Raw genomic sequence first — 25,351 nt, 5'->3', positions numbered from 1 at the left:
CAAAATTGACGCCCTGTCCAGGACTGGATATGTTGTCTTGCATGAAAAAGACCTCTCCCGAAGAAACCACCCTGATCAGCCAACTCGAGCAGATTGCCGAAGGCTTGAGCAAAACCTTCAGCCCGTTCTGCGAAGTGGTCCTGCACGATTTGCGCGACCCGCAGCACGCGATCCTGGCGATCCATAACAACCTTTCCGGCCGCCAACCGGGCGACCCCGCAACCGAGCTTGGGCTGGCGCGCATTGCCGACCCGGATTACCCGCAGGTCATCGCCAACTACCAGAACCAGTTCGCCGATGGCCGCCAGGTCAAGAGCACGTCGATAGGCATCAAGGACACGCATGGCAAGTACGTCGCCGCTTTGTGCATGAACGTTGATCTCTCGTTGTTCCGTGGCTTGCAGGGCATGCTGGAACAGTTTGGTTCGGTCAGTGGCGACAAACCCAATGAGTCCCTCGACCCCTCGGGTGCCGATGTGATTCGCGCGCGTATCGACCAGTTCGCCGCACGCTTGGCGACCACCCCGCGCGCACTCAAGACGGCCGATCGGCGAGTGCTGATGCAAGAGCTCAAAGACTCGGGCTGCATGGACATTCGCCGGGCCATGGAAACTGTGGCCTCGCACCTGGGCGTGTCACGCGCGGCGGTCTACACCTACGCCAAGTAGCGCGCCACGGCTTCAATCTCCACGCAATAACCGTGATGCAACTCGGGCACCGGCACCACCGCGCGGGCAGGGCGGTGCTCGCCCAGTGCGGCGGCGTAGACGCGGTCGAATGCTGGCCAGTGCTGCACCCCGACCACGTAGACCGTGACTTTCAGCAAGTCCTGGGGCGAGCCGCCCGCAGCGTTCAAGATGGCCAACAGATTGGCCAGCGCCACCTGCGCCTGTTCGGCAAACGACGCCTCAAGGTTATGCCGCCCGTCCGGGCTGACCGGCAATTGCCCGGAAATGTACAGCGTGTCGCCGTGGCCGACGGCTTGCGAATAATGGCCGGCAGGTATCGCGGCCGTTGGGGTGTGGATGAGGTTCATGGCGCCTCGCTGAGCAGGGCGGCGTAGCGCTCGATATCGACGTTGCCGCCAGTGACGATAAGCCCCACGCGTTGGCCCCTGAACCGCTCGCCCAGTTGGCGCAATGCCGCCAGGCCCAGGCAGCCGGTGGGCTCGACGACCAGCTTCATGCGCTGCATGAAGAAACGCATGCTGTCCACCAATTGCGCGTCGGTAACAGTGAGGATGTCGCTCACCTGATCACGGATGATCGGGAAGGTGTAGTTGCCCAGGTGCTGAGTCTGCGCGCCGTCGGCAATCGTTTTTGGGGTGTCGATGTGCACAATGCTGCCGGTGCGGAATGAGCGCTGGCCGTCGTTCCCGGCTTCGGGTTCGACGCCGAACAGCTGGCAATCCGGCGCCAGCGCGCGGGTCGACAACGCAGTGCCCGAGAGCATGCCACCGCCGCCGAGGCCGACGAACAAGGCGTCCAGGGGGCCGGTGAATTCCAGCAACTCCTTGGCGGCAGTGCCTTGGCCGGCGAGGATGTGCGGGTGGTCGTAGGGCGGGATCAGCGTCATCCCTTGCTCGTTGGCAAGGCGACGGCCGATCTGTTCGCGGTCTTCAGTGAAACGGTCATACAGCACCACGCTGGCACCATATTCCCGCGTCGCGGCGACCTTGGCGGCTGGCGCGTCGGTGGGCATCACAATCGTCGCCGGCATGCTCAGCAAACGCGCCGCCAGCGCAATGCCTTGCGCGTGGTTGCCGGAGGAGAACGCCACCACACCGGCCTTACGCTGCTGCGCGTCAAACTGCGACAGGGCATTGAACGCACCGCGGAACTTGAACGAGCCGGCACGTTGCAGGTTTCACATTTGATGAAGACCTGCGCACCGGTTTCGGCGTCCAGGGTGCGTGATGTGAGCACCGGTGTGGCATGCGCGACGCCCTCCAGGCGTTGGGCGGCGGCGATGACGTCTTGATAGGTAGGCAATTGCATGAGCGGACCTCGTGTGCATTTGTAGATAAAATATCCATATAAAGACAAATAGTAAAGTTCCGGATGTTCATGCTAGCGTTTCGAACTTCTCTGAACGCTGGAGGGTTCGACGTTGATCCGACTTGCCGACTACATTGCCGACTTTGCCCAATCCCCTTTGGCACCTTGGGCCGACTTGACGCCCTGGGCGCTGGTGAGCCAGGCGCCCGCTATCGTTCGCCACATGCTGGCTGAGCTGCCGGCTGACGAGTACGCCATCCACGATGAGGTCGCCGTGCACCGCACCGCCACCATCGAACCCGGCGCCTTGCTCAAGGGGCCACTGATCATCGGCGCCGAGTGTTTTATCGCCAGCGGCTCGCTCCTGCGCGGGGGCTGCTGGTTGGACGCACGGTGCATCATCGGCCCCGGTGCCGAGCTGAAAACCTCGTTTGTGTTCGGTGGCAGCAAGTTGGCGCACTTCAACTTCGTCGGCGACTCGGTGCTCGGCCACGGGATCAACCTGGAAGCGGGCAGCATCGTCGCCAACTACCGTAACGAGCGGGCAGACAAAGACGTGTGGGTGCGGGTCGACGGGCAGTTGCAGCGCACCGGTTGCGAAAAATTTGGCGCGCTGCTGGGCGATCAATGCCGGATCGGCGCCAATGCGGTATTGGCGCCGGGGGCGGTGCTGGTGCCGGCCAGCGTCATCGGGCGTGGGCAAGTGTTCGACGCAGAGGCGTCTGTATAAACGCAATGTTGAAAAGAGCATGGTGTCGCGGCGAGATATTAAATAGAATGAATCTCATTTGAGACTCACTCGCGCTGCGCAGGTCGCTTGCCATGAATGATGCCGTTGTTTCGACCCACGCCGCCGAACTCACCATGTCGAGTTTGTACCGCGACCACCGCAGCTGGCTCGAAAGCTGGCTGCGGCGGCGCCTGGGCAATGCTTGGGACGCAGCGGACCTGAGCCAGGATACCTTCCTGCGCGTGCTGGCCAGCGCCCAGCCGATTGCGCAGATGCAGGAGCCGCGGGCGTATCTGGTAACGGTCGGCAAGCGCTTGCTGGTCAACTTTCATCAGCGGCGCAGTCTCGAGCAGGCGTACTTGAATGCCTTGGCCAACCTGCCGCAGGCGTGTGTGCCGTCGCCGGAGCAACGCTGGCTGGTACTGGAAACCCTGCAGGCGTTGGATGAGTTGCTCGACGGTTTACCGGTGTTGGTGCGCCGCGCATTTCTGTGGAGCCAGCTGGAAGGCCTGGGTTATCGCGAGATCGCCGAACGGCTCGACGTCTCTGAGCGCACGGTAAAACGCTACATGGCGCAAGCCTACGAACACTGCTTGCTGGTCGACCTGTGAGCCGCGATGTTGCACGTGCTGCCGCCCAGTGGTTGGCGTTGCTGGAGTCCGGCGCGGCCACTGAGCGTGATCACGCCGCCTTGCAGCAGTGGCGCGACAGCCATCCCCAGCACGAGCAGACCTGGCAGAAAGCCCAGTCCCTGCGTCAGCGTTTCAGCGACTTGCCCCAAGCCTTGGCCATGGCCAGCCTTGACCGCCCGCAACCGGGGCGGCGTGCAATCTTAAAGCGTGCCTTGGGGGTCGCGGCGTTGGTGCCGACCGCCTGGCTGATCAGCCGTCAGCTGCCCATCGAGGCATGGCGGGCCGACGTGCACACGGCCACTGGCGAGCGCAGGCGCCTGCCGTTGGCCGATGGCAGCCGCTTGCAACTCAACACCGCCACGGCGGTGGATGTCGATCTTGCACAGCGGCGTATCACGTTGGTGGACGGTGAGCTGGCGGTGAATGTGCCAGGTTCGGCGTCGATGACGGTAAAAACCCGCTATGGCGAGGTTCAGGTCAGCCAGGCGCAGGTGTGTGTGCGGCAATTGGCGGCCGGGTGCCTGGTGTCGGTGATCGAGGGTGCGGTGCAGGTGCGCGATCTGCGTGGGCAACTGGCGAGATTGCAGGCAGGCCAACAAGCGTCCTTAAGAACCGCCGGGCTTGGCGCCTGGGTGCCGTTTGATGTGCTGCAGCTGGGCTGGCGTGACGGCGTATTGACCGCACAGAACCAGCCACTGGGGGATTTCTTGCGCGAATTGGAGCGTTATCGCCCGGGTGTATTGCGCTGGGACCCGAGCCTGGAAACATTGCGCGTTACCGGTAGCTTTCGCCTGGATGACACCGACCGCATCCTGACGCTGCTGTCCCAGACGCTGGGGTTTGAGGTGCGAGCGCGGACGCGGTATTGGGTGACATTGAGCCGCACCTTGGCGTGACCCTCGCCACAGGACAATCTGCCTCTAGATCACATGCGCCCGCTGCAGCTCGGTCAAGGCCAGCGCCTTGAGCCGGGCCAGCAACGGGTCACGCCGGTCCCGTGGGTGAGGCAGTTCCACCGCAATTTCCTGGCGGATGCTGCTCGGCCGGTTGCCCATCACCAGCACTCGATCACTCAGGTACAGTGCCTCGTCCACATCGTGGGTCACCAGCAATAACGCAATGGCATGGTGCTCAGCCAGTTGCAGCAGCAAGTCCTGCAGCTTCATGCGGGTGAAGGCATCCACTGCGCTGAATGGCTCGTCCAGCAGCAACACCTGCGGGCGCGAATACAGGCCGCGTGCGATGGCCACGCGTTGCGCCATGCCGCCGGACAATGCCTTGGGCAGCGCCTGAGCGAAGCCCTTGAGGCCGACTTCCTCAATCAACTGGGCGACCCAGGCCCGGTCATAGTGGTCGTCATCACTGAAACCGATGTTCTGCTCCACCGTCAGCCAGGGCATCAGCCGTGGTTCCTGGAACACGAACGCCACTTGGCCTTCGGGGCTGCGCAGTTCGCCTTGAAAGTCCTTCTCCAGGCCGGCGACGATGCGCAACAACGTGCTTTTGCCACACCCACTGGGCCCCAACAGGCTCACCGCTTCGCGCGGCTGCAAGGCCAGGTGCACACCTGTCAGCACGGCGGTGCTGGCGAAGCTTTTACGCTCGACGCGAATTTCCAGTAAGGGCTGCATGCTCATGGCTGCGCACCTTGGCCGTTGAACGTGTCACGCCAGGCCAGGCTGCGTTTCTCCACGGCCGCGAGCAAGCCATCACTGACCTTGCCGAGCAGCGCCAAGACGATGATTGCCGCCAACACGATGTCGGGCCGCGAGGTTTCCCGACCGTCACTGAGCAAGTAGCCCAAGCCCTTGGTGGCCGCGATCAACTCGGCTGCCACCAAAAACATCCACGCCAGGCTCAGGCCACTGCGTAAACCGGTAAACAGGCCGGGCAGGGCGGCGGGCAACAGTATCCTGCGCACCAGCCGGCGCCGGTTGAAACCATACATTTGCCCAACTTCCACCAGTTTTCGGTCGATATCGCGAATCGCCGCGACGCCATTGAGGTACACCGGGAAGAATGCGCCAATCGCAATCAGCACGATCTTGGAGGTTTCATCAATGCCCAGCCACAGCAGCAACAGCGGCACCCAGGCCAGGCTCGGGATCGAGCGCAGCCCGGCAAACGTCGGCTCCAGATAAGCTTCGGCCTCGCGGCTAAGCCCCACCCAGGCGGCAAACACCAGTGCCAGGCTGGCGCCGATGGCGAAGCCCGCCAGCACCCGCAACAGGCTGGCGCTGATATGTTTCCACAAGGCGCCTTCAGCCAGGTCAGTGAGGGTCACGGCGATCTCGCTAGGCGCTGGCATCTGGTACGACGGCAGCCAGCCGATACGCACGACCACCTCCAGCACCAGCAGGATCAGCACCGGCAACACCAGGCCTTTAAGCCGCCGTGGCCAGGCACTGCGGTGGGTGATCAACGGCGCCGCAAGCGGCACGATTTGGGTTTTGCTGGTCATCACGCGCCCCTTACTGTTTCGGCAAGGTTTGGCCGAACGAGGTATCGATCAATTGGTCGACCACCTGATCCACATTCACGCCACGGCGCACTAATTCCTCAGACACCAGAATCGGCGCAGCGGCTTTGGAGGACACCACATCCTTGCTGGTCAGCAGCGGGCTGCTGAGGTCGGTGCGCGACAGTTGCAGCTTGGCCACTTCCAGCGGCAGCCCGGATTCGTCGGCGAGCAGTTTGGCGAATTCGTCCGGGTGCTTCACCGCCCAGTCACGGGCCTTTTCATAAGCGCCGAGTACTTTGGTGATGGTTTGCGGATGCTCCTTGGCGTACTGCTCGGTGACGCTGACTACGCCGTAGCTGTTGAAGTCCTTGTTGCGGTACAGCAGGCGCGAACCGGCCTGGATTTCGCTGGCAGCCATGTGCGGATCGAGGCCGGCCCAAGCGTCCACGTCACCTTTCTCCAGGGCGGTGCGGCCGTCCGGGTGCTGCAGGTGTACAAGCTCAACGTCATCTTTTTTCAGCCCGGCTTTTTGCAGGCTGCGCAGGGTGAACAGGTAAGGGTCGGTGCCTTTGGTGGCGGCGATTTTCTTGCCTTTCAGATCCGTCACGCTCTTGAGCGGCGAGTCTTTGCGCACGACCAAGGCGGTCCACTCGGCACGGCTATACACGTAGACCGATTTGATCGGGCTGCCATTGGCGCGGCTCAATACGGCGGACAAACTGGCGGAGGAGGCGAAGTCGACGCCACCACTGTTGAGGTATTCCAGGGAGCGGTTGCTGCCCTGGCTCAGTACCCAGCCAACTTTGGTTTGCGGCAGCGCTTGTTCCAGCCAGCCGAAATGCTTGAGCACCAGGCTGACCGGTGAGTAGTAGGCGTAATCCAGGTTGACGTTCGCGGGGTCGGTTTCGGCGGCGAAGGCCTGCGGCTGCAAGCACAGAGCGAAGGCGCAGACGCCCAGTAAGCGTTGGGTGAAGGGTTTCATGGAACAGCTCCGGACAAGGCGTTGAGAGAAGGCATAACAGGAGAAGGTGCAGTCTCTGTGCCATCTGACGCGCCGGTGTATTTACGGGCGTTTAACGCCAATAGTGCTGTGACAGGTGTGAGCAGTTTGTTGATCAGATGTTGCCAGACAAACAGTGCGCATATATCCGTATCGAATAAATAAAGAGTTATATATTCCTTTTAATATATTTTCGGATGGCGCATTTTGAGGGCCTGCGCATTCGTGCGGATTGACCCAACAGCCAAAAGGAAAGCCGACATGACCATTAAAGCGATCAACGTGCGCAACCAGTTCAAGGGCGTGATCAAGGAAATTCTGCTGGGCGAAGTGGTGTCCGAGATCGACGTGCAAACCGCGTCCGGCATCGTCACGTCGGTGATCACCACGCGCTCGGTGCGTGACCTGGAATTGAAAGTGGGCAGCGAAGTGATTGCCTTTGTGAAGTCGACTGAAGTGTCGATTGCCAAGCTGTAAACCCCAAATCCAGTTGTGAGCCCAATCAAACATGTGGGAGCGGGCTTGCTCGCGAATGCGCAGTGCCAGACGATAAATAGGTCGACTGAACCACCGCATTCGCGAGCAAGCCCGCTCCCACGTTTGGTTTTGCGTATTAGTCAGTTGAGGCGTGGCCCACCACCCCCCGGTGGATGCGGCTGCGGTTTGTCCGGCGGCGCATCACTGGGCAGGCTCTTGGGCGGTGTGTTCGGGTCTTCGTAGTGCTTGTGCAAGTTCCCATCCAGCCGATTACTCGACGAGCCACCTTTTTGCGGCGTCTGGTCAAAGTGCTCCCATTCCGTCTGCTGGAAGCGAAAGATGCTGTCATCGGTCGGCGTGTCGCGGCCGTGGTAATGATGGATTTCGTAGTGGGCGTATTCGACTTTGTCGGCCCAGTTGTCCTGCAGGAGGCCGTCGCCCGCCAGGTCGCGATACCAGTCGTTTTCTTTCTCGGTGGCCTTCTGCTTTTTGTTGTGGTCGACAAAGTAGCCGATGATCCCGCCGACCACCGCCAACACCACGCCCACCAGAAACAACGGCCCAGTCAATGCCGCCGCGGTGCCCGCGCCAAACAGTGCCGCCGCGCCGAGTACGCCAGCCGAGGCGCCGAAGGCACCGCCCGCCACTTGCAGGCCACCGGCTGCCTGGGCCAGCGGGTCTTTGCTGTCGACCCCACTTTTGATCGCCAATGCACCCAACACAATATCGGCGAACCCGCCGGCGATGTCCGTGGCCGGGCCGAGCACCTTGATCACTGAACCTGCAATCTTCGCCGATTTGGACGCGCCCAGCTTTGCCGCGCCTGCTGCGGCCAGGCCGTCGTCCAGGTGCGTCGCCAGGCCTTCGGTGGCTTCGGTGACGGCTTTGTCACCCTCGCCGAACATCTGCGAGATGCCGTCGTATTGACTGTCTGGCACGGCATCCAGCGCGCTGCTGATCTTGGCTTTGACATCGGGGGGCATTTCGCTGACGCGAAACTCAAAATTCGGCTCCTGCAGGCCGGTCTTGCCCCAGATTTCAGGCAGGGTTTTGTCCAGCCCCAGGAAGTCCACCAGACCACCTTTGCCCAGGGTCTCACCGATCTTGTCACCCAGGCGTACAAAGTGGCTGGAGCCACCGGCAAAGCTCAAAAAGTCCTTGGCGATGGACATGCGCTGCGCTGGCGTTTCGCCGAGCTTGCCGCCTTTGCCCACCAACTGGTAAATCGCCGAGAACAGGGTCACGCCGGCGCCAAGGGAACCGAGGATGCCCTTGCTGTTAAGGGTGTGGAACACCTCGCCGAGCATGCCGCGATCGGCCACCGGGATATAGGGTTTGCTCAGCGCGGTTTTCAGGTCGGCTTCAGTGATGGCGCCGTTGTTCTTGTACACCTCGCCGAGCTCTTCCAGCGCCTTGGTAACGCCGGCAGATTTTTCCTTGCCCTCCAGGCCTTCGTTGAGGAATTTCTCCAGGGTTTCCTGGGTACGGCGCGGCAGGTCGAGCAAGGTGCCTTTCAGCACGCCCTTGAGCAGGCCGAACAGATCCTTGGTGGCCAGGGCCTTGTTTTCGTCGGAGATCTTGCTGGGGTCCGAGAGGATCGCGTTGAGGTCGGTGGTCAAGCCGTCGGCCTGGATATTCTGCGCAGCCTTGCTCGCGGCCTCCGGATCGAACAGCGACAGCGAGGTGAGGGTGTCGCTGAGGTCTTTTTGCGCCTCGGAGGTCTTGCCGTGGTCTTGCAGGTCCTTGAGGTACAGCACGTAATCCGGGTTAGACGTGAGGTCGAGCAGCTTCTGCTTGATCTCATCCTTGTTCGGCAGTTTGTTGATGGCGTCGTCCATCTTCGACTTGTAGTCGGCCTGCACGGTCGGGTCTTTGAACAACTCGCCGATCTGCTCCTGCACCGCCTTGCCATCGATGATGTCGTGCATGTCGGCCGAGGTCAGGTCGGTCTGCTTGTCATCGAACTCCCGCCAGGTGGTATTGAACGGGCGCTTGGCTTCTTCGTAGCCGGTGATGCCGTGGCCGTTCTGATAGGCCGCCTGGGCTTCCAGCGCGCGCACCAGCTTGGCCCGAGGGTCGTCCTTGGGAATTGAGCCGTCCTTGACGCCGGCGCGGTAGGTATCGATCAGTTGGGTGGTGGCCAGCTCGCTGACGCTGAGGGTCGGCGACTTGTCGTCTTTCTCATCGGCGTGCACGCCGGTGTCCATGTTCAGCACATCAAGGTCGCCGGCCTTGGGCAAGTTGTGCTGGGTGCGGGTGTCGTCGACCGCACCGGCACTGGAGGCGTCCCACTTGGCTTTGACGTCATCGTAGAGCTGCGGGCTGAGCTCCTTGGACACGATCACTTTGCCTTCGCTGGTTTCATAGCGGATCAGGCCATCGCCCAGTTCATCGGGTGAGCCGAAGGTGATGTCGGTGTTTTTCAGGAAGTCATTCGGCCCGGCCAGCTTGTAACCTTCGCCTTCGCTGGTATGGATCTTGGCCCAGGTGTCATTGGCAGTGGCCACACGCTTGAACAGTTCGGGGCTGATGTCGGAAGACACTACCACTTTGGTGCCATCCTGCAGTTCGTAGGTGAGGATGCTGTCTTTCTGGTCGTTGTTCCAACTGAACGTCTTGTAGTCGTTCAGGCCGGGCACCGGCGTGTTGGCGTCGGCCAGCGCCGCACCGTTATTGAGCTCGCCTTCCACCACGGCTTTTTTGCCCGGGTCGGTGTAGACCGCGTGCAGGCCCGCCAGGTAGTCGAACAGCTTGGGGTTATCGTCACGGGCTACGACCATTTTCTGGCCGTTGCTTTCAAAGCGAATCAGGCCGGGGCCCACTTCATCTTCAGGGCCGACCGTGGTGCCGGCATAGGGCGGCCACACTTCATTGTCGCTGGCGCGCTTGTAGCCGGCGCCTTCGCTGCTCGATAGGCCGCTGAAGCTCTCGTAGTCTTCCTTGGCTTTCTGGAAGGCTTCGGGGTTGTCGCGCTGGCTGATGACGACCTTTGTACCGTCCTGGGTCTCGTAGCGGATCACGCCCGGGCCGGTCTCATCGGGCGGGCCAAGGGATTTGTAATCGGCGAGTTTTTCCGGGGCCTTGCCATCCGCGCCGAGGCTTTGGTAACCAGCGTTTTGACTGGCGACTAAGCCCGTCAGCGATTTGAAATCGGCGCTGACCTGCTTGAACAGCTCCGGGCTGTCCTGCTCGCTGACGATGACTTTTTTGCCGTCCTGAGTCTCATAGCGGATCAGCCCAGGGCCCACTTCATCGGGCGGGCCGATGGCTTTGTAGTCGGACAGGGCAGGCGGCGGCGTGGCGTCCTTGGCGGCAAGTTCATAACCGTCCTTCTTGCTGGCATCGAGCCCCGATGGCGGCTTGTCCTGGGATTCTACTTTTTTGTTGGCGCTGTTCTTGAGCAGCACGTGAAAAGCGGCGCTCGATTTGGATGGCGTGCTGGGAAGGGCTTTAGGGTCGGACGCGCGATCGAGAGGCTGGGTCGCCATGCCATGGAACTCCTGCTGTTGCCGGTGGGACGGATAGGCAAAAACAGTAACAGCCGAGGCGGGCCCCACGTTGCGAAACGTTGTGAAATGCGGTGAGTCACGGCGGGGGATTCATTATGAATAATCCTGCACATCGCTCGAAGATTTAACGGCCAGTATTAAAATTAAACTTCCGATCTAAAACACCTTGTAAAACGATAGCGGAGTGTCGGCGGATAAGTCTGATCGTTACCCTGTTTTTATACTTGTACTGTTTCGGGATGGGACTCTATATGCCAATGAGTTCAAACTAGTAAGTTTATATTTCGGAAATAATAATGAACATATCCTCTCCAGCAATAACCCTGTTCTCGCCCCCCGTGGTGCCTGTTCGCGACACTTCCCAAGCGTCTTACTTACAACCGGATACCTCTGAACATAATCGCACCCGCCGGGATACATCGACTGTAACGGGGGATGACCGCGACGCACCTCGTGATGTCATACCGGATGAGGAAGTGCCCGCGATGTTTCAAGCAAAAGTCATACAGGCCAAGCACGGGGCTGCCGGTAGCGATTACTTGCTAGGCTATAAGGCACCCGCGTCTGTGGATGTGCCCGGCTATTCTGCATCAATGAGCCAATTGGCGCTTATGAGGCTTGCGTTGGATACCCGACTTAACCCGCAGCAAATGGGGGCCTTGCAGTACTTGAGTGAACAGCGCGTCAGGAAGGGGGCGGGTAACAACGTAGCGTTATACAACTCGATCATGACCAAGATAGGCGTGACGACGACCTCCAATCCCCAAAGTTACTACCTTTCCATTATCAACCAATTGGCCGGTGGAGAATGCGCAGGGTTCTCACATCTGCATTCATTAGCGGTGGCAGAGGGTAAAGATCAAATCTTCCTGGGGAACATCTTCCAGGCGACTGTCGATCCGGACGCCCCTGAGTCCCAAGCGTTTTTCCAGACGCTTGCGCAGGTCCAAGGCAAGCTCAAAAGCCGTGGGATTGCGCATGATCCTGCAACGGTTAAAGTTGCGCCCTTTACTAGCATCGCCCCACAGCTCAAAGATTCACCCACCACAAAAACACTACTGATCAGCAGTGAAGGCCATCGCTTGACGGCGGGCGTGATCGTGGGGCCGGGGGATACCCGAACGTATTACTATAGCGATCCGAATATCGGCCCTACTCGGTTTACGTCTGCCGAACTCTTTGAAGAAGGGCTGAAAAAGGCCTTTACCGATAAACGGCTGCAGCATCTGATTCAGCCGTTGAAAGGCTACTCTAATGGCCCCCAGTTCTTGGTCAGCGTGTTTAATCGCAACCACATACCTGAAGTGTCCGGCGACACCAATAGCATCAAGTTTATGTACGGCGCGCCCTTGTCCGGGCTCGATACGGTCAAGGTAATCAATGCTTCACGGCTGCCGACGTCGGACGATTTCCGCCTTCAGACCCCGGCCCCTGATAGTGCTGCCTTAAAGCAATATAATCAGGTGGTGCAAGGGCTGGACAATGTGCAGGCGGGTAATGGCATGGCGCAGTATCACCAAACATTGGCCGTGCTGGACTCAGTCAAGAACTTTATGGCTGACCATCCAAATTCCATGCTTATGTCTGCCATGAAGACACTTGGGCAAAAGTTGCTCAATGTGATCAATGAGGCGGAGGCGCCGGTCGACTATCCGTTTATCTTTGAGCGAATGGAGGCGGACCGTGCCAAGTTGGCAGAGCAGAAAATCGGTGTACCTACGCAGTTCAAGACCGAGATCATTCAGGGCAAGTCCGTTGATATAAAAAGTAATGGCAGCACCGACCCAAGCAGGATTAAAGCGGTGAGCGATGCCGTCGACGCAGCACTGAAGAAACTCTCACAGCGTGATCCGGCCGCCGCAGCGGCGGTGGGTGAGAAGATCAGAGTGGTCATTGCCAACCCCGGCGATCAAGCGGAAACACAGTTGCGCTTAGGCGAACCGCCGGTTCTGGTCATGGGTGACGATTTCTTTGCCGCTCCCGCCACGGCTGACACCACCGTTGCCGAGCGCATTGGCCGTGAGGCCCAATCGGGTGGCGGTGACTCTTCTACCCAGAAACACGCGGCGTTAATCGCCGGCAAACTGGGGATGGTGAGTTATTACAAAAACCACTCCAAAGAGTTCCTGGCGATGCTCAACAACACCGAACCGTTTCGCGGCGTCGGTAGTCACCTCAGCCCGCGCGCCTCCAGAACTTCACGGGACTTCATGGCGGAAGCATTCACCGCCCGTCTCTACGATGGAGCACTCAACAGCCAAATCGAAACGGCAATACGCAAGACTCTCCCGTTACCAGACGTTACCCAGGTGCCCGTGACCGTCACGCCACCGGCCGCAACTGTGGTACCCATTGACCAGGAGCAAGTGAGGCGCCTGCAATTACTTGATGATACGCAGCCTGCCTTGCGAATCGGTGAGGTGGAAGTCAGTCGTGTCGAGCTTTACAAAATGGGTGCCGAGCTCAATGGCAAGCCGATTGAAAGCGCGCTGGCCAATGACCCGCAGGGGCGCACACTCGCCAACACCGTGCAGATTGACTACGTCCGCTTTGCGGCCAATCGCAGAACCGCGTCGAATGATGTGACTGGGCGCATAGCCGATGTTGTCGAGGCGTTGGCGGCCAATCGCAACCCTGCAGCTGCGCCCTTGATCAGCCGTGCGGATGGCGGTCTGGTGCCTGAGACGTTACAAAAACCTATCCATGAAATAACTCAACACGCTGATGCGCTGCGTGCGTTGGAGAGCAGCGGCAAACCGCTACCTGCGGATTTCTTCTCCTCAGAAGCACCTGGCAAGGTCGGCGCGACGACCGCCGCAGGGCTGGGGATGCGATCCTTCTCTACTTACCATCAACTGCGCAGTGGCATCCAGAACCTGGAGAGTGGAGAGACCACGGCCGGGGTCATTAATTTGGGCTCCGTGGTTGCGGATTTCGCGGGCGACGGTGCGGAATATGCCCTGAACCGCGCGGCGCAAAAGATCATCAGCAGTCAAGCACCCTCCATTGCCGGCTTCAAGACCAGCAGCCTCGGCAAAATGATCGGCAAGGCCGGTGGTGGAATCGGGTCGCTGTTGAGCGTGCCTTTTGATATTTACACCGCAGTCGATTCATTCACCAAAGCCGGAAAAACCACGGGCAAAGAGGCTCAAGATCACTATGTCAACGGTGCGATGGCCGTCGCCGGTGCGGTCACGTCGATTGCCTTGAGCGCTTCGTTTATGTCGCGCGGCGGGGCTTCATCCCGAGTGGGGATGGCGGTGGCGGCGACATTAATGACGGCGCAAGCGATTTATACGGCGGTGCGTGGCGTGGAGGACATTGATGGCGTAACGCCGCTGACCGGCCAGCAGAAATTCAGTAGTGGCCTGAAGTTCTTCCTGGGGATTGAACCAGGCTTCGATGTCATGAAGCCCTACCTGGAAGCCAAATATTCGAAGGCGTATGAGGAAAGTAACCAGACCCGCTACGAGAACTTTTTGAAGGGGCCAGGCAAACAGTTTTTTGAGCGTGTTGTGATCGGCTCTACCGACGTAGAGGTCAAAAGGGTTCCGGCAAGCGTTGGGCTGACACCGTCCCTTTGGTATTCGCCCATCACGTGGCTGCTGAACCTTATCCCGGCGCCAGGGCTGGTGCCGGAGGTGACCGCAACAGGTGGTAAGGATCATATTTCCAGCAACCTCACGTCCTGGAACCAAAAGCCGGTCAAAACGGTAGAAGGCGAGCAAGGGCAGAACAAAGCCACATTCTGGGATTTGGGCGATGGCAGTGACTGGGTGGAGGGTATCAAGGGCAAACCCAACTATTTCGTCATGGGCGGTGGCAAAAAAGGGATCAAGGGCGGCGATGCGGACGATAAGGTCGTCTTCAACGCCGACGCCCGCCAGACACAGGCGCAAGCCAAGCAGGTGGAGCAAGCGCCAGAACAAGACAGCAATGCCCACGCGAGCGTACTGGATGGCGGGCAGGGTCGAAATACACTGATCTTTTCGGGGCCTTTAACGACCACGGTTAAAGAGAATGGTCAGGACACAACCACCAAATACTTGGGGCATCACATCAACTTAAAAACCAATACAGTCTCGATCAGAACCCCGGTCCGGTTGAGAGACCGAGACTATAAAGTCGATACGGACGGCTTGAAAAAAATCGCCCATATCCAGGCATTTTCTGATGTGACTACGGTGGCGGACGGGCTAAGCGTTATTCAAGGTGATGATCAGAACAATCTGTTCGCGCTCAATGGCAAGCTCGACACGGTTTTTACGGGAAAAGGCGCGAACTTTGTCGTGATCAATGGCGGCGCTGAAGTCACCGGTGAGGGAGGGGCCAATACCTATCTGGTTAACCAGGCCAGTCATGCCAATAGCAGCGTGACCATTGATGACCCCGCCGACAGTATCATCAGGCTCGACTATAGCGCTGCGCAAGTCTCGGGCTGGACCCTGTTACCGTCGGGGAATCTGATGGTAATGCTGGCGGGTGATACCTCTGATCAATCACGGGTTCTGATTATCAAGAAGGCTTTTTCCGATGTCTCGCCAGACGATAACGCGCGGCCGACATTCATCACCAATGACGGCGTGATGATGACGATCAGTGCCCCGCGACAGGCCGGTTCATCCAACCGTGTTGTGCAGGTCAATAGCATGAAGGTTGAGGTCAAGCCTAAAGACTAAGGCGTGCCGCGAGCTGATGGGCACCGCAAAGGTGCCCGTCAGTGTCAGCGGTTTTGCAGGCAGCGTTCCATGCGCTGCAACCCTTCTTCCAGCATCGCCCGTGGGCAGCCGAAGTTCAGGCGCACACACTGCTGGCTGTCATCACCGAATTCGATCCCCGCGCTCAAGCCGACCTTGGCCTGTTCCAGGAAGAATTGCTGCGGGTCAGCCAGGCCCAGCGCGCTGCAATCGAGCCACGCCAGAAAGGTGCCTTGAGGTGCATGCATCACCACGCCGGGCAAACGGGTGTGCACGGCGTTGAGCAAGTAGTCACGGTTGGCCTGCAGGTACTGCACCAACGCGTCCAGCCAGTCGCCGCACTCCGCGTAGGCGGCGCGGGTAGCTTCCAGGCCCAACGGGCTGACGCTGTCGACCATGCCACAGCGCGCGTTATTGAAACGCTCACGCACCTCGGCGTTTTGCACCACGGCAAAGCAGGTCTTCAAGCCGGCCACGTTGTAGGCCTTGCTCGCCGACATCAGGGTGATGGTGCGCTGGGCGATTTCTGCGCTGAGGCTGGCGGTAGGGATGTGGCGGCGGCCGTCGAAGCACAGTTCGGCGTGGATTTCGTCGCTGATGATCAGCGCGCCGTTTTCCAGGCAGGCGTTGGCCACCGCCAGCAGTTCTTCGCGTGGGAAGACTTTGCCGATGGGGTTGTGCGGGTTGCTCAGCAGCAGGGCGCCGGCGCCAGTCAGCGCCTGGCGCATGGCGGGCAACGGTGTGAGGTACTCACCGTCAACCTGCTCGAACGCCACTTCGATACGCGGCAGGTTCCAGTGCCCCGGCGCCAGGCGAATCGGCCGGTAGTTGGGGGTTTGCAGCACCACCGGCTGGCCCGGCTGCACAAAGGCATGCAAGGCCATATTGAAGCCAGGCTCGACGCCGGGCAGAAACAGCAGCTCTTCGGGCTGCACGCGCCAGGCGTACTTGGCCCACAGGTCGGCGACAATTGCCTCGCGCACATCAGGCCCTGCGACGCTGTAGCCGAGAATCTGCTGGTCGAGGCGCGCGTGCAAGGCGTGCAGTACGGCAGGTGGCGCGGCGATATCCATGTCGGCGATCCACATCGGCAAGACGTCTTGCGGGTAACGGTTCCACTTGGTGCTGCCGGTGCCGAGGCGGGGGTGGATCGTGTCGAAATCAAAGCTCATGGGACGCTCGTATCAGGAAGGCAGGCGCAAGAATGGCGCTGATTCTAGCGCCATTATTTTTATAGGCCAGCGCTGATTGCCGCGCGCAGTTGCCGGTGGGCGTGCTCCACGGCACGAGCGAACGCTTTTGCACCGCGCGTCCTCGCGCCCACGTAGACGAAATTCAGGGCGCGGACCGTGGGTCTCGAACTTTTTTTGTTGGCGCTGTTTTTGTTGTAAAGAGGGCACGAGAAGCAGGGGCGGATAAATCCGATAGTTACCCGTGGAGTGAATTTGTATGTTCGCCTGATCAGGACTCACGCTGACATGGACGACAGGCCCATCGATATATACACGGAACTATCCATGCAACGATTGTCTTCGCTCGCTCATCCGTTCTTGCCTGCCACCGTACCTGACCAGAGCGTCCCCTTGGTGCCCGACCAGGCCTCTGTAACGGCTCACACTCGGGCACGCAGGGACACCGCCAAGGTGACGGACACCGGCCAGACATCGAGGCCTGAAAAGATCAAAACCGCTCAAGTACCCATGCACTTTATAAATAAAACCAGTGAAACCAAAGTGGGGCCTGCGCACAGCGAATTTATGCAGGGCTTCAACAGGCCCTCTGCTGTAGTGATCCCCGGTTACTCTGACAAGATGAGCGACGTGGCGCTGATGAGGTTGGCGCTGAGTCCGTCGATAACGCCAGAACAACTCGGGGCATTAACCCGTATCAATGAGCAGCGTTTGATCAACAAGGAACATGACTACTCGCGCGTGTTTTCGAAGGAGTTATCGGGCAGCGGGGTGAAGGTCACACCCATGCCTCAAGGTTATTATCTCTCGGTGATCAACCAATCAAGCGAGGGCGAATGTGCGGCGATTTCACATCTGTTGTCGTTGGCCGTGAGAGAGGGTAAACAGCATATTTTCCTTGGTAATATTTATCAGGCCCTTGCCTACCCCGACAAGCCTGAATCACAGGTTTTTTTTCGTAAGCTTGCCGAGGTGCAGTTGCTGGTCGAGTCGAATGGCGCGCATGACCGTGCAACCTCCAAAGATGCCCCCTATACGGCTATTGCAGCCGAACTGACTGATTCGCCTACGACAAAAACAATGTTGATCACCAGTTCCGAGCATCGCATAACAGCCGGTGTGATCGTGGGGCCCGATAAGGAGCGAACTTACTACTTCAGTGATCCGAACGGTGCTTTTATCGAGTTTTCTTCCAAGGAGGCTTTTGACGAAGGATTAAAGAAGGTATTTACCAGTGCCAGGCTGAAGGGCTTTAACAAGCCGATTAATGACAGTTTTTATCATATGAGTGTATTCAATCCCCATCATGTTCGGCAGGCTGCTCCCACCTTGAGCGGCATTAGATTTATGTATGACGTTCCTTTGGCCGGTCTCGATGAAGTAAAGGTGATTGAGGCCTCTGTCGTACCGACGCCGAAGGAATTTGGCATTAGAGCACCGGCACCCGAAGGTGCGCCTTTGGCGGATTATCAAAAGGTGTCAAAGGGCCTGGAAAAACTGCATGAGTCCAAGGGAATGTCGCAGTTTCATGACACGGTAAGTGTATTGGCGGCCGCCCGACAGTTTATAGCTCACCATCCAGATGCTTCCCTCGTAAAGGACATGAAGGTACTTGAGCGAACGTTGCTCAACGTGATAAATGAGGCGGCTGCGCCTGTTGGGTATCCCTATGCCTTCGAGCGTATGGAGAAACAGCGGGCCGATCTGCCCCAGCGTGAGTTAGGTGCAGTAACCAAGTCTCAGGTTAAGGTCTTGCAGGGTGTAGAAGTTGATATGCACAGTCATATCAAGGCTGACCCCGACAGGTTCAAAGTCGTGATTGAGGCGGTGGATGCTGCGCTATTGAAACTTAAACAGCACGCCCCGCAAACCTTCGAGGCCGTGGGCCGGGAGATCAAAGTGATCATTGCCAGCCCCGGCGATCAGGCGCAAACACAGCTGCGCATAACCGACACAAAGCCCACCTTGATTATCGGTGGCGATTTTTTCACCCTCGGCGAGCGTGGCGACTCCGTTGCAGATCGAGTAGGCATTGTTGCTGGGCACAAGGGCGAACCTCCCTTGGCGAATAAGCAAGCTGCATCGCTCGCGGGCAAGTTTGGCACGCTGGGCTATTACCAAGCGGACCCCAAAGGTTTCCTCGAGGTCATTAACAATAAACAAAGGTTCGAACCCTCCGGGCCCGCTCTCAGTGCGCGTGCCGGCAGTAACCAACTGGAGTTTGTGACGGAAGCCTTCACCGCGCGTCTCTACGATGGGGCGCTTGATAAGCACACCACGGCCGAACTCGACAGGATTTTCGCGCCAACTGGCAGCGCCGTGGGGCCTGAGCCTGTAGTCACCTCTCCGCCTGCTTCAGGTACTGGGCCCACGCCTGTGCGCAGAGACGGCGCCCTGCGCGCAGGCGCCGCCGCTGCGCGGAGACCCTCCGCCGCACCTTCCATTTACGCACCACCGCCGCTGACGCTTGCGCACGTCAATGAGGCAGTACTGCTGCGCCTGCAAAAACTCGATGATGCCGGGCCATTGATCAACATGGGTGAAAAACAATTCAGTCGCGTCGAACTGTACAAAATGGGGTACAGCATCAATGGCAAGCCGGTCGAAAATCCATTGGTCGACGATCCGGATGGTCGCAAGTCAGCTGGCGCAATGCACTTGGATTATCCGAGTTTCCAGGCGTATCTCAAGGGCGGTGGCGACGATGTCAGAGCCGCTGATGCGTTTACTGAGATCGCCTCCCAACGCAGTGTGAGCGCGTCACCCATGATCAACAAAGGCGACGCAAGCACCTTTTTTGAGACCCTGCAAACATCCGCCCGTGACATGTCGAGACAGGCCGCCGAAATCAGTGAGATACAGCGCAGCAACAAGCCGGTCCCTGCGAATTTCTTCTCCTCGGGATCCCCCGACAGTCCAGGAGCGACGCACACGGCGGGTCTCGGGTTTCAGGCTTTCAGTACCTTTCAGGGGTTGCGCAGTGCCATCGACAGTTTCAATCGTGGTGATACCACGGCGGGCGCCATAAGCCTCGGTGCCGTGGGGGCTGACTATGTCGGCATGGGCATAGAGGTTGGCCTGAACACAGTGGCGCAGAAGGTGGTCAGCAAGGCAGCGCCCACCATACTCAGCTTCCAGGCCGCCAGTATCGGCAAAATGATCGGGAAAGTCGCGGGTACGGCCGGAACGGTATTCAGCGTGCCTTTTGATGCGGTGAATGCCGTCGATTCGTTCAAAAAAGCGGGGCAAAGCACAGGCAAGGAAGCTCAGGATCACTACGTCAATGGCGCCTTTTCAGTCGCCAATGCTGCCACCTCGATGGCCTTGACCGCCGCTTATCTGGCGGGCTTTAGTGCAGCCGGGCCGGCAGGGCTGATTGCGGCGGGGGTATTGATGTGTGCCCAGGCAATTTACTCGGCAGTGCGTACCGTAGAGGACATTAATGAACACATACCGCTGACCGGACAGCAGAAGTTTTCGATCGGTGCGAAGGCGTTCCTGGGCTTTGAACCGGGGTTTGACGTTATGAAGCCCTTTTTGGAAGCGAAGATACCCAAGGAGCACGAAGCGAGGGAGCGGGAGCGCTACAAAACATTTCTGGAGGGGCCAGGCAAGGATCTTTTTGAACGTGTTGTATTCGGCTCTGTGAAGGTTGAGGTCACGCAGATTCCGGGGAGGGTTGGGCTTACCGGGCAGCATTGGTGGGCGCCCATTACCTATGTGCTGAACCAGATCAAAGTGGATGGCAAAGTCACCAACGTCAAAACCCAGGGAGGAAACGATCGTCTTAACGCACCTCCCGAATCCTGGAACGGCAAGTTGGTGCCTCCTGTGGAAGGCGTTGGGGGGGAGAAAAAAGCCACGCTCTGGGACTTGGGCGACGGGGACGACACGGTGTCGGGCGTGCAGACCAAACCCAATTATTTTTCGTTGGGCGCTGGCAAAAAACTGATAAGCGGAGGAGAGGCCGATGATACGGTCATCTTCACCGCCGATGCGCGCCAGACATTGGAGCAAGCCCGGCAAGTTCGGGAGGCTGGAGCGAGCGGCATCAAACAGAAGGGTTCCGAGTTCTGGGGGGGCGAAGGCAGAAACACACTGAATTTTTCCGGCGAATTGAGCACTGAATTCACGGTCGTTCGCGAGCCTGCGACAGCCACCTATCTAGGGCATGTGATTGACTTCAAAACCGGTACGATTGCGGTCAATACCCCTGACTCGAACACTCAAGGCGCAGCGCCCATTGCGCGCTTTCATTCATTTTCCAATGCCGCCACGGTTGAAAAGGGGGAAAGCTTTATCCAGGGCGATGATCAGAACAATATGCTGACGCTCAATGGCAAGAACGACACGGTTTTAACCGGTAAAGGCGCGAACGTCATTGTGATCAATGGCGGCGCCACTGTCGTCGGGCAGGGTGATGCGAATATTTACATCATTAACAAGAACCAGCGGCCCGTGACCATCAATGACACGGCCGACAGCGTTGTCAGGCTGGATTACAGCGCCGCTCAAATCCGCGACTGGGGTGTTACGCCCGAAGGGAATTTGGTCGCAACATTGAACGGCGATGCACCTGGGAAGACGCGACTGTTGACGGTCAAGAATGCCTATCCCGATGGCTCGACAGCGGATAACGTCCGGCTGAAATTCATCACTGACGACGGCGTGATGATGACGATCAATGCCCCGCGCAAAGCGGGTTCATCCAAACGTGTTGTGCAAGTGAGCAGCATGAAGGTTGGGGGTGGCAAGCCTGAAGCTTAAGGGCTGGGAGGATTAACTTGCTGGCGCGGTTGTTGGTCTCGGTGCCGGATTACGCTGTTGCTGAGTTGGCTAATCGTGCGGGTTTGGCTATGGTTTTACGCAGGGTTATTGCTGAGTACATATCCGTTGCTGCGGTAACGGCTTCGTATGGTTCCGCTCTTACAGCGGGTCACTTTTGGCAAACGCCCCAAAAGTAACCAAAAGGTCTTTGCCCCACCACTCGGTGCCTCGCTAAGGCTCGGCATGCCCTCACTCCGGCTTGAATCCGTGGGCCGCCGCGATGGGCCATCCTTGGCCCAGCGCGGCTAACCCGGCGTCCTGCCGGGTTACCCACGGATTCAAGCCTGCGTTCGGCCATCGTGGTTAACGGGGCCTGTCAGATCAAAAGCAGATCAAGATCAAAATCTACAGCACGGCGGCCTAGTAGCCGACCTGAGTGGTAGAAGCAAAAGCAGGGCAACAGCAGAGCAAAAACAGATCAGAAGCAGAGCTGCTTTTCTGTGGGAGCTGGCTTGCCTGCGATGCAGACACCTCGGTACATCAGGCATAACCAGTTGATGCCATCGCAGGCAAGCCAGCTCCCACACTTGACCGAGTACACACATATACCTGATGTACTGAGCTCAAAATGTGGGAGCGGGCTTGCTCGCGAATGCGGTGGGCCAGTTAAGAATAAGCCGACTGACACACCGCCATCGGGAGCAAGCCGCCTCCCACATTTAACCCAGTTCAGTTTCCAACAACAGGTCGGCTGTCAGGCCGCCTCGCTTTCGCTTTTGATCTAACCACTCGTGGTTAACGGGGCCTGTCAGATCAAGATCAAAAGCAAGAGCACGGCGGCCTAGTAGCCGACCTGAGTGGTTGAAGCAGAAGCAGGGCAACAGCACAGCAAAAACAGATCAGAAGCAGAGCTGCTTTTCTGTGGGAGCTGGCTTGCCTGCGATGCAGACACCTCGGTACATCAGGCAAACCCAGTTGATGCCTTCGCAGGCAAGCCAGCTCCCACCTTTGACCGAGTACACACATCTACCTGATGTACTGAGCTCAAAATGTGGGAGCGGGCTTGCTCGCGAATGCGGTGGGCCATTCACCAGCTACATCAACTGACACACCGCCATCGGGAGCAAGCCCCCTCCCACAATTCAACCGAGTTCAGTTTCCAACAACATGTCGGTTGTCAGGCCGCCTCGCTTTTGCTTTTGATCTAACCACTCGTGGTTAACGGGGCCTGTCAGATCAAGATCAAAATCTACAGCACGGCGGCCTAGTAGCCGACCTGAGTGGTTGAAGCAGAAGCAGGGCAACAGCACAGCAAAAACAGGGCAAAGAGAGACCTGCTTTTCTGTGGGAGCTGGCTTGCCTGCGATGCAGACACCTCGGCACATCAGTGAGACACAGTTGATGCCTTCGCAGGCAAGCCAGCTCCCACCTTTGACCGAGTACATACATCTACCTGATGTACTGAGCTCCAAATGTGGGAGCGGGCTTGCTCGCGAATGGGGTGTGTCAGTTACAAATAAGCTGACTGACACACCGCATTCGCGAGCAAGCCCGCTCCCACAATTAGACCGAGAACAGCTTCAGTAAACAGGTCGGCTGCCAGGCCGCCTCGATTTTGCTTTTGATCTAACCACTCAGGTCGGCTACTAGGCCGCCGTGCTGTAGATCTTGATCTTGATTTTGATCTTAGGCGCCCCGTCAACCACGCTGGCCGAACGCAGGCTTTGGAGCGGGGGTAAACCGGCAGGACGCCGGTTTAGCCGCGCTGGGCCAAGGATGGCCCATCGCGGCGGCCCCCGCTCCAAAGCCTGCGTGAGGGCACACCGAGCCTAGGCGAGGTGCCGAGTGGTGGGGCAAGAGCCTTTTGGTTACTTTTGGGCTCTTTTCAAAAGTGACCCGCTGTAAGAGCGGAACCCATATCAGCCATCACAAAAATAACGGATATGTACACAACCCCCACCCCGACAAAAACCTCACAACCCCTGACTCCCCCGAATCAAATCATAAGCCTTACGCGCAATCGGATTCGCCGTATTCGGCCGAATCCACAAGTAATACGTCACCTCAGGCAAACGCGGCAGCCCATCCGTCTCCCCCAACACACGCATGTCCGGCCCTAACATTTCCATGCTGCGCGGCGTCACCCCCAACCCCGCGCGGGTCGCGGCCTTGATGCCAATCAGGTTCGACGCCAGGTACGCCTGCCGCCAAGGAATATTCGCCTGCTCCAACGCCTCGAGCGCATACCGCCGATAAATGCTCGGTTCATCCACCAATATCAACGGTAGCGGTTCACCGGGCTGGTGAATGTACTGCGCCGAACAAATCCACCATACCGGTGAAGTACGCAACGCAAACCCCTCCAGGTTCGGATCCGAACGCGTGGAAATCACCATGTCCACCTTGCCCCGGTGCAAGTCATCCATCAAAAACGGACTACGCCCCACATCAATCTCCAGGCGCAAACGCGGGGCCGAGCGGGCGATGTGGCTGAGGATCGGCGGCAAGATAGTGTCCGCGATGTCATGCGGCGAACCAATGCGCAACACGCCGCTCAAGCTGCTTTCACGCAGCGAATTCAACGCGTCGTCATTGAGCGACAGCATCAGCCGCGCATGCCGCAGCAGCTGCAAGCCCGGCTCGGTCAACTGCTTCTGACGGCCGCGCTTTTCGAACAGGCTCACGCCCACTTGCTGCTCCAGGCGCTGCATGTGCTGGGTCACGGACGACTGGGTACGCGCCAGGTGCGTGCCGGCTTCGGCGAAGCTGTGGTGGTCAACCACGGCGATAAAAGTGCGCAGCAGTTCCAGGTCTAGCGTCGACATAGGCCATTTCCGAAGGCGGTTTTATATCAGGACTGTGAAGTTAAACATTACAGATTTTAATGTGTTGTTGAGGCGGATTTTTATAAGTGCCAGCAAATAAAGGGTTATGCCTGAATCAAAGGTCGCCCTTACACGGCAAGTTATAACGATATGAGATATTTGCATTTCCGTTGCTGGCGCACTCTCCCTAGCATGCCCCTCCATCAGGTCGGGGTACGCCGATCATTCGCCAGGGGGAAGTCCAATGATGTTCAAGAAATGGTTGCCGGTGGCCCTGGGATCGATGATCGCCCTGGGCGGCAGCGTGGCGGCCCAGGCCGATGCGACGTTGGACAAAATCGAACAGCGGCATGTGCTGGTGGTTGGCGTGCTGCTGTCCGGCGGGCCGTTTGGCAGCATTGATCCGGCCACGCAGAAGCCCAAGGGCTTGAACGTCGACCTGGCCAACGAACTGGGGCGTCAGCTTAACGCCCAAGTGCAGCTGGTGCCGGTATTGCCCGCCAACCGCGTGCAGTTCCTGCAGCAAGGCAAAGTCGACCTGTTGATCGCCAACATGGAATGGACCGCCGAGCGCGGTGAAATCCTCGGTTTTGTGCCAACCCCGTTCTACCGCATCGGCGGCACCGCGGCGGTACTCAAGGACAGCAAGGTTACCCGCTGGGAAGACCTCAAGGGCCAGCCCGTGTGCACCTCCCAGGGCAGCAGCTACGTCAAGCCGCTGACCGAGTTCGGCGCACAGATCAAGGCATTCAAGAGCTCGTCCGAATCGCTGTTGGCCCTGCGTGGCAACAACTGCGTGGCGGCGGTGCATGACTCCACCCTGATCAACCCGCTGATCAACGACAGCGCCGAATGGAAGGACTACCGCGCCATCAGCCCGGAACTCAACCCGGCGCCGTCGGTGATCTGGACCCGTCGCGGCGAAAGCGACACCCAGGCCAAACTCGACCCGATCGTCAAGGAACTGCACCGCAGCGGTTGGCTGATCGACGCCCAGACCCGTAACCGCATCAGCCCGGCATCGCCGGCGCTGGTGGAATTGCAACACCAGTTCAAGGGGGCCTGA

16 protein-coding genes and 1 pseudogene are annotated in these 25,351 nt (G+C 58.8%); 8 read left to right on the top strand and 9 right to left on the bottom strand.

Going from position 1 to position 25,351, the window contains the following annotated elements:
- The first annotated feature begins 41 nt into the window (after positions 1 to 41).
- On the top strand, positions 42 to 668 hold the full coding sequence (locus ACA065_RS16520; protein WP_497690603.1) for a helix-turn-helix transcriptional regulator: 627 nt from the start codon (positions 42 to 44) through the stop codon (positions 666 to 668).
- Here the strand turns inward: ACA065_RS16520 and ACA065_RS16515 are convergent.
- Together ACA065_RS16515 and ACA065_RS16510 are read right to left on the bottom strand one after the other, a co-directional pair.
- On the bottom strand, positions 656 to 1,036 hold the full coding sequence (locus ACA065_RS16515) for a RidA family protein (RefSeq protein ID WP_497690602.1): 381 nt from the start codon (positions 1,034 to 1,036) through the stop codon (positions 656 to 658). The genes ACA065_RS16520 and ACA065_RS16515 overlap by 13 nt on opposite strands.
- Positions 1,033 to 1,997 (bottom strand): annotated as a pseudogene (locus tag ACA065_RS16510) (threo-3-hydroxy-L-aspartate ammonia-lyase). Before ACA065_RS16510 ends, ACA065_RS16515 begins: the two are co-directional and overlap by 4 nt.
- A 112-nt stretch (positions 1,998 to 2,109) precedes the next feature.
- Between ACA065_RS16510 and ACA065_RS16505 the strand changes: the two are divergent.
- The 3 genes from ACA065_RS16505 (at position 2,110) to ACA065_RS16495 (ending at position 4,255) form a co-directional block, all read left to right on the top strand.
- On the top strand, positions 2,110 to 2,727 hold the full coding sequence (locus ACA065_RS16505) for an LbetaH domain-containing protein (RefSeq protein ID WP_497690601.1): 618 nt from the start codon (positions 2,110 to 2,112) through the stop codon (positions 2,725 to 2,727).
- Between the two features lie 92 nt (positions 2,728 to 2,819).
- The gene (locus tag ACA065_RS16500) at positions 2,820 to 3,338 is read left to right on the top strand and encodes a sigma-70 family RNA polymerase sigma factor (protein WP_497690600.1); all 519 of its coding nucleotides are present in this window, start codon (positions 2,820 to 2,822) and stop codon (positions 3,336 to 3,338) included.
- Positions 3,335 to 4,255: a FecR domain-containing protein gene (locus ACA065_RS16495; RefSeq protein ID WP_497690599.1), complete on the top strand. Its 921-nt coding sequence runs from the start codon at positions 3,335 to 3,337 to the stop codon at positions 4,253 to 4,255. Before ACA065_RS16500 ends, ACA065_RS16495 begins: the two co-directional genes overlap by 4 nt.
- A 24-nt stretch (positions 4,256 to 4,279) precedes the next feature.
- Here the strand turns inward: ACA065_RS16495 and ACA065_RS16490 are convergent, their stop codons facing one another.
- From ACA065_RS16490 to ACA065_RS16480, 3 genes are read right to left on the bottom strand one after another with little or no spacing between them, the layout of a single operon-like run.
- Positions 4,280 to 4,996, bottom strand: a complete 717-nt coding sequence (locus ACA065_RS16490; protein WP_497690598.1) for an ABC transporter ATP-binding protein — start codon at positions 4,994 to 4,996, stop codon at positions 4,280 to 4,282.
- The gene (locus tag ACA065_RS16485) at positions 4,993 to 5,820 is read right to left on the bottom strand and encodes an ABC transporter permease (RefSeq protein WP_497690597.1); all 828 of its coding nucleotides are present in this window, start codon (positions 5,818 to 5,820) and stop codon (positions 4,993 to 4,995) included. Before ACA065_RS16485 ends, ACA065_RS16490 begins: the two co-directional genes overlap by 4 nt.
- 10 nt (positions 5,821 to 5,830) lie before the next feature.
- Positions 5,831 to 6,802 (bottom strand): aliphatic sulfonate ABC transporter substrate-binding protein, encoded by a 972-nt coding sequence (locus tag ACA065_RS16480; RefSeq protein ID WP_497690596.1) that lies wholly within the window; start codon positions 6,800 to 6,802, stop codon positions 5,831 to 5,833.
- Between the two features lie 279 nt (positions 6,803 to 7,081).
- On the opposite strand from ACA065_RS16480, the gene ACA065_RS16475 reads away from it, so the two are divergent.
- Positions 7,082 to 7,297 (top strand): TOBE domain-containing protein, encoded by a 216-nt coding sequence (locus ACA065_RS16475; RefSeq protein ID WP_003173733.1) that lies wholly within the window; start codon positions 7,082 to 7,084, stop codon positions 7,295 to 7,297.
- A gap of 140 nt (positions 7,298 to 7,437) precedes the next feature.
- On the opposite strand, the gene ACA065_RS16470 is transcribed toward ACA065_RS16475, so the two are convergent.
- Positions 7,438 to 10,785, bottom strand: a complete 3,348-nt coding sequence (locus ACA065_RS16470; protein ID WP_497690595.1) for a hypothetical protein — start codon at positions 10,783 to 10,785, stop codon at positions 7,438 to 7,440.
- A gap of 317 nt (positions 10,786 to 11,102) precedes the next feature.
- Here ACA065_RS16470 and ACA065_RS16465 point away from each other — a divergent pair, with 317 nt between their 5' ends.
- The gene (locus tag ACA065_RS16465) at positions 11,103 to 15,485 is read left to right on the top strand and encodes an Mcf1 protease effector domain-containing protein (RefSeq protein ID WP_497690594.1); all 4,383 of its coding nucleotides are present in this window, start codon (positions 11,103 to 11,105) and stop codon (positions 15,483 to 15,485) included.
- Between the two features lie 44 nt (positions 15,486 to 15,529).
- Here the strand turns inward: ACA065_RS16465 and ACA065_RS16460 are convergent, their stop codons facing one another.
- Positions 15,530 to 16,675, bottom strand: coding sequence for a MalY/PatB family protein (locus ACA065_RS16460; protein WP_497690593.1), 1,146 nt, complete (start codon positions 16,673 to 16,675; stop codon positions 15,530 to 15,532).
- Between the two features lie 345 nt (positions 16,676 to 17,020).
- On the opposite strand from ACA065_RS16460, the gene ACA065_RS16455 reads away from it, so the two are divergent.
- Positions 17,021 to 21,460 (top strand): Mcf1 protease effector domain-containing protein, encoded by a 4,440-nt coding sequence (locus ACA065_RS16455; RefSeq protein WP_497690592.1) that lies wholly within the window; start codon positions 17,021 to 17,023, stop codon positions 21,458 to 21,460.
- Positions 21,461 to 22,602: 1,142 nt separating this feature from the next.
- Here the strand turns inward: ACA065_RS16455 and ACA065_RS16450 are convergent.
- Both ACA065_RS16450 and ACA065_RS16445 read right to left on the bottom strand, forming a co-directional pair.
- The gene (locus tag ACA065_RS16450; protein ID WP_497690591.1) at positions 22,603 to 22,905 is read right to left on the bottom strand and encodes a hypothetical protein; all 303 of its coding nucleotides are present in this window, start codon (positions 22,903 to 22,905) and stop codon (positions 22,603 to 22,605) included.
- A 528-nt stretch (positions 22,906 to 23,433) separates the two neighbouring features.
- Positions 23,434 to 24,285, bottom strand: a complete 852-nt coding sequence (locus tag ACA065_RS16445) for a LysR substrate-binding domain-containing protein (RefSeq protein ID WP_497690590.1) — start codon at positions 24,283 to 24,285, stop codon at positions 23,434 to 23,436.
- Positions 24,286 to 24,529: 244 nt separating this feature from the next.
- Here ACA065_RS16445 and ACA065_RS16440 point away from each other — a divergent pair, with 244 nt between their 5' ends.
- A complete protein-coding gene (locus ACA065_RS16440) occupies positions 24,530 to 25,351 on the top strand; it encodes a transporter substrate-binding domain-containing protein (RefSeq protein WP_497690589.1) in 822 nt (273 codons plus the stop codon).

The organism is Pseudomonas sp. LBUM1640 (genome assembly GCF_059716225.1).
This window is presented reverse-complemented; position numbering and strand designations above follow the sequence as displayed.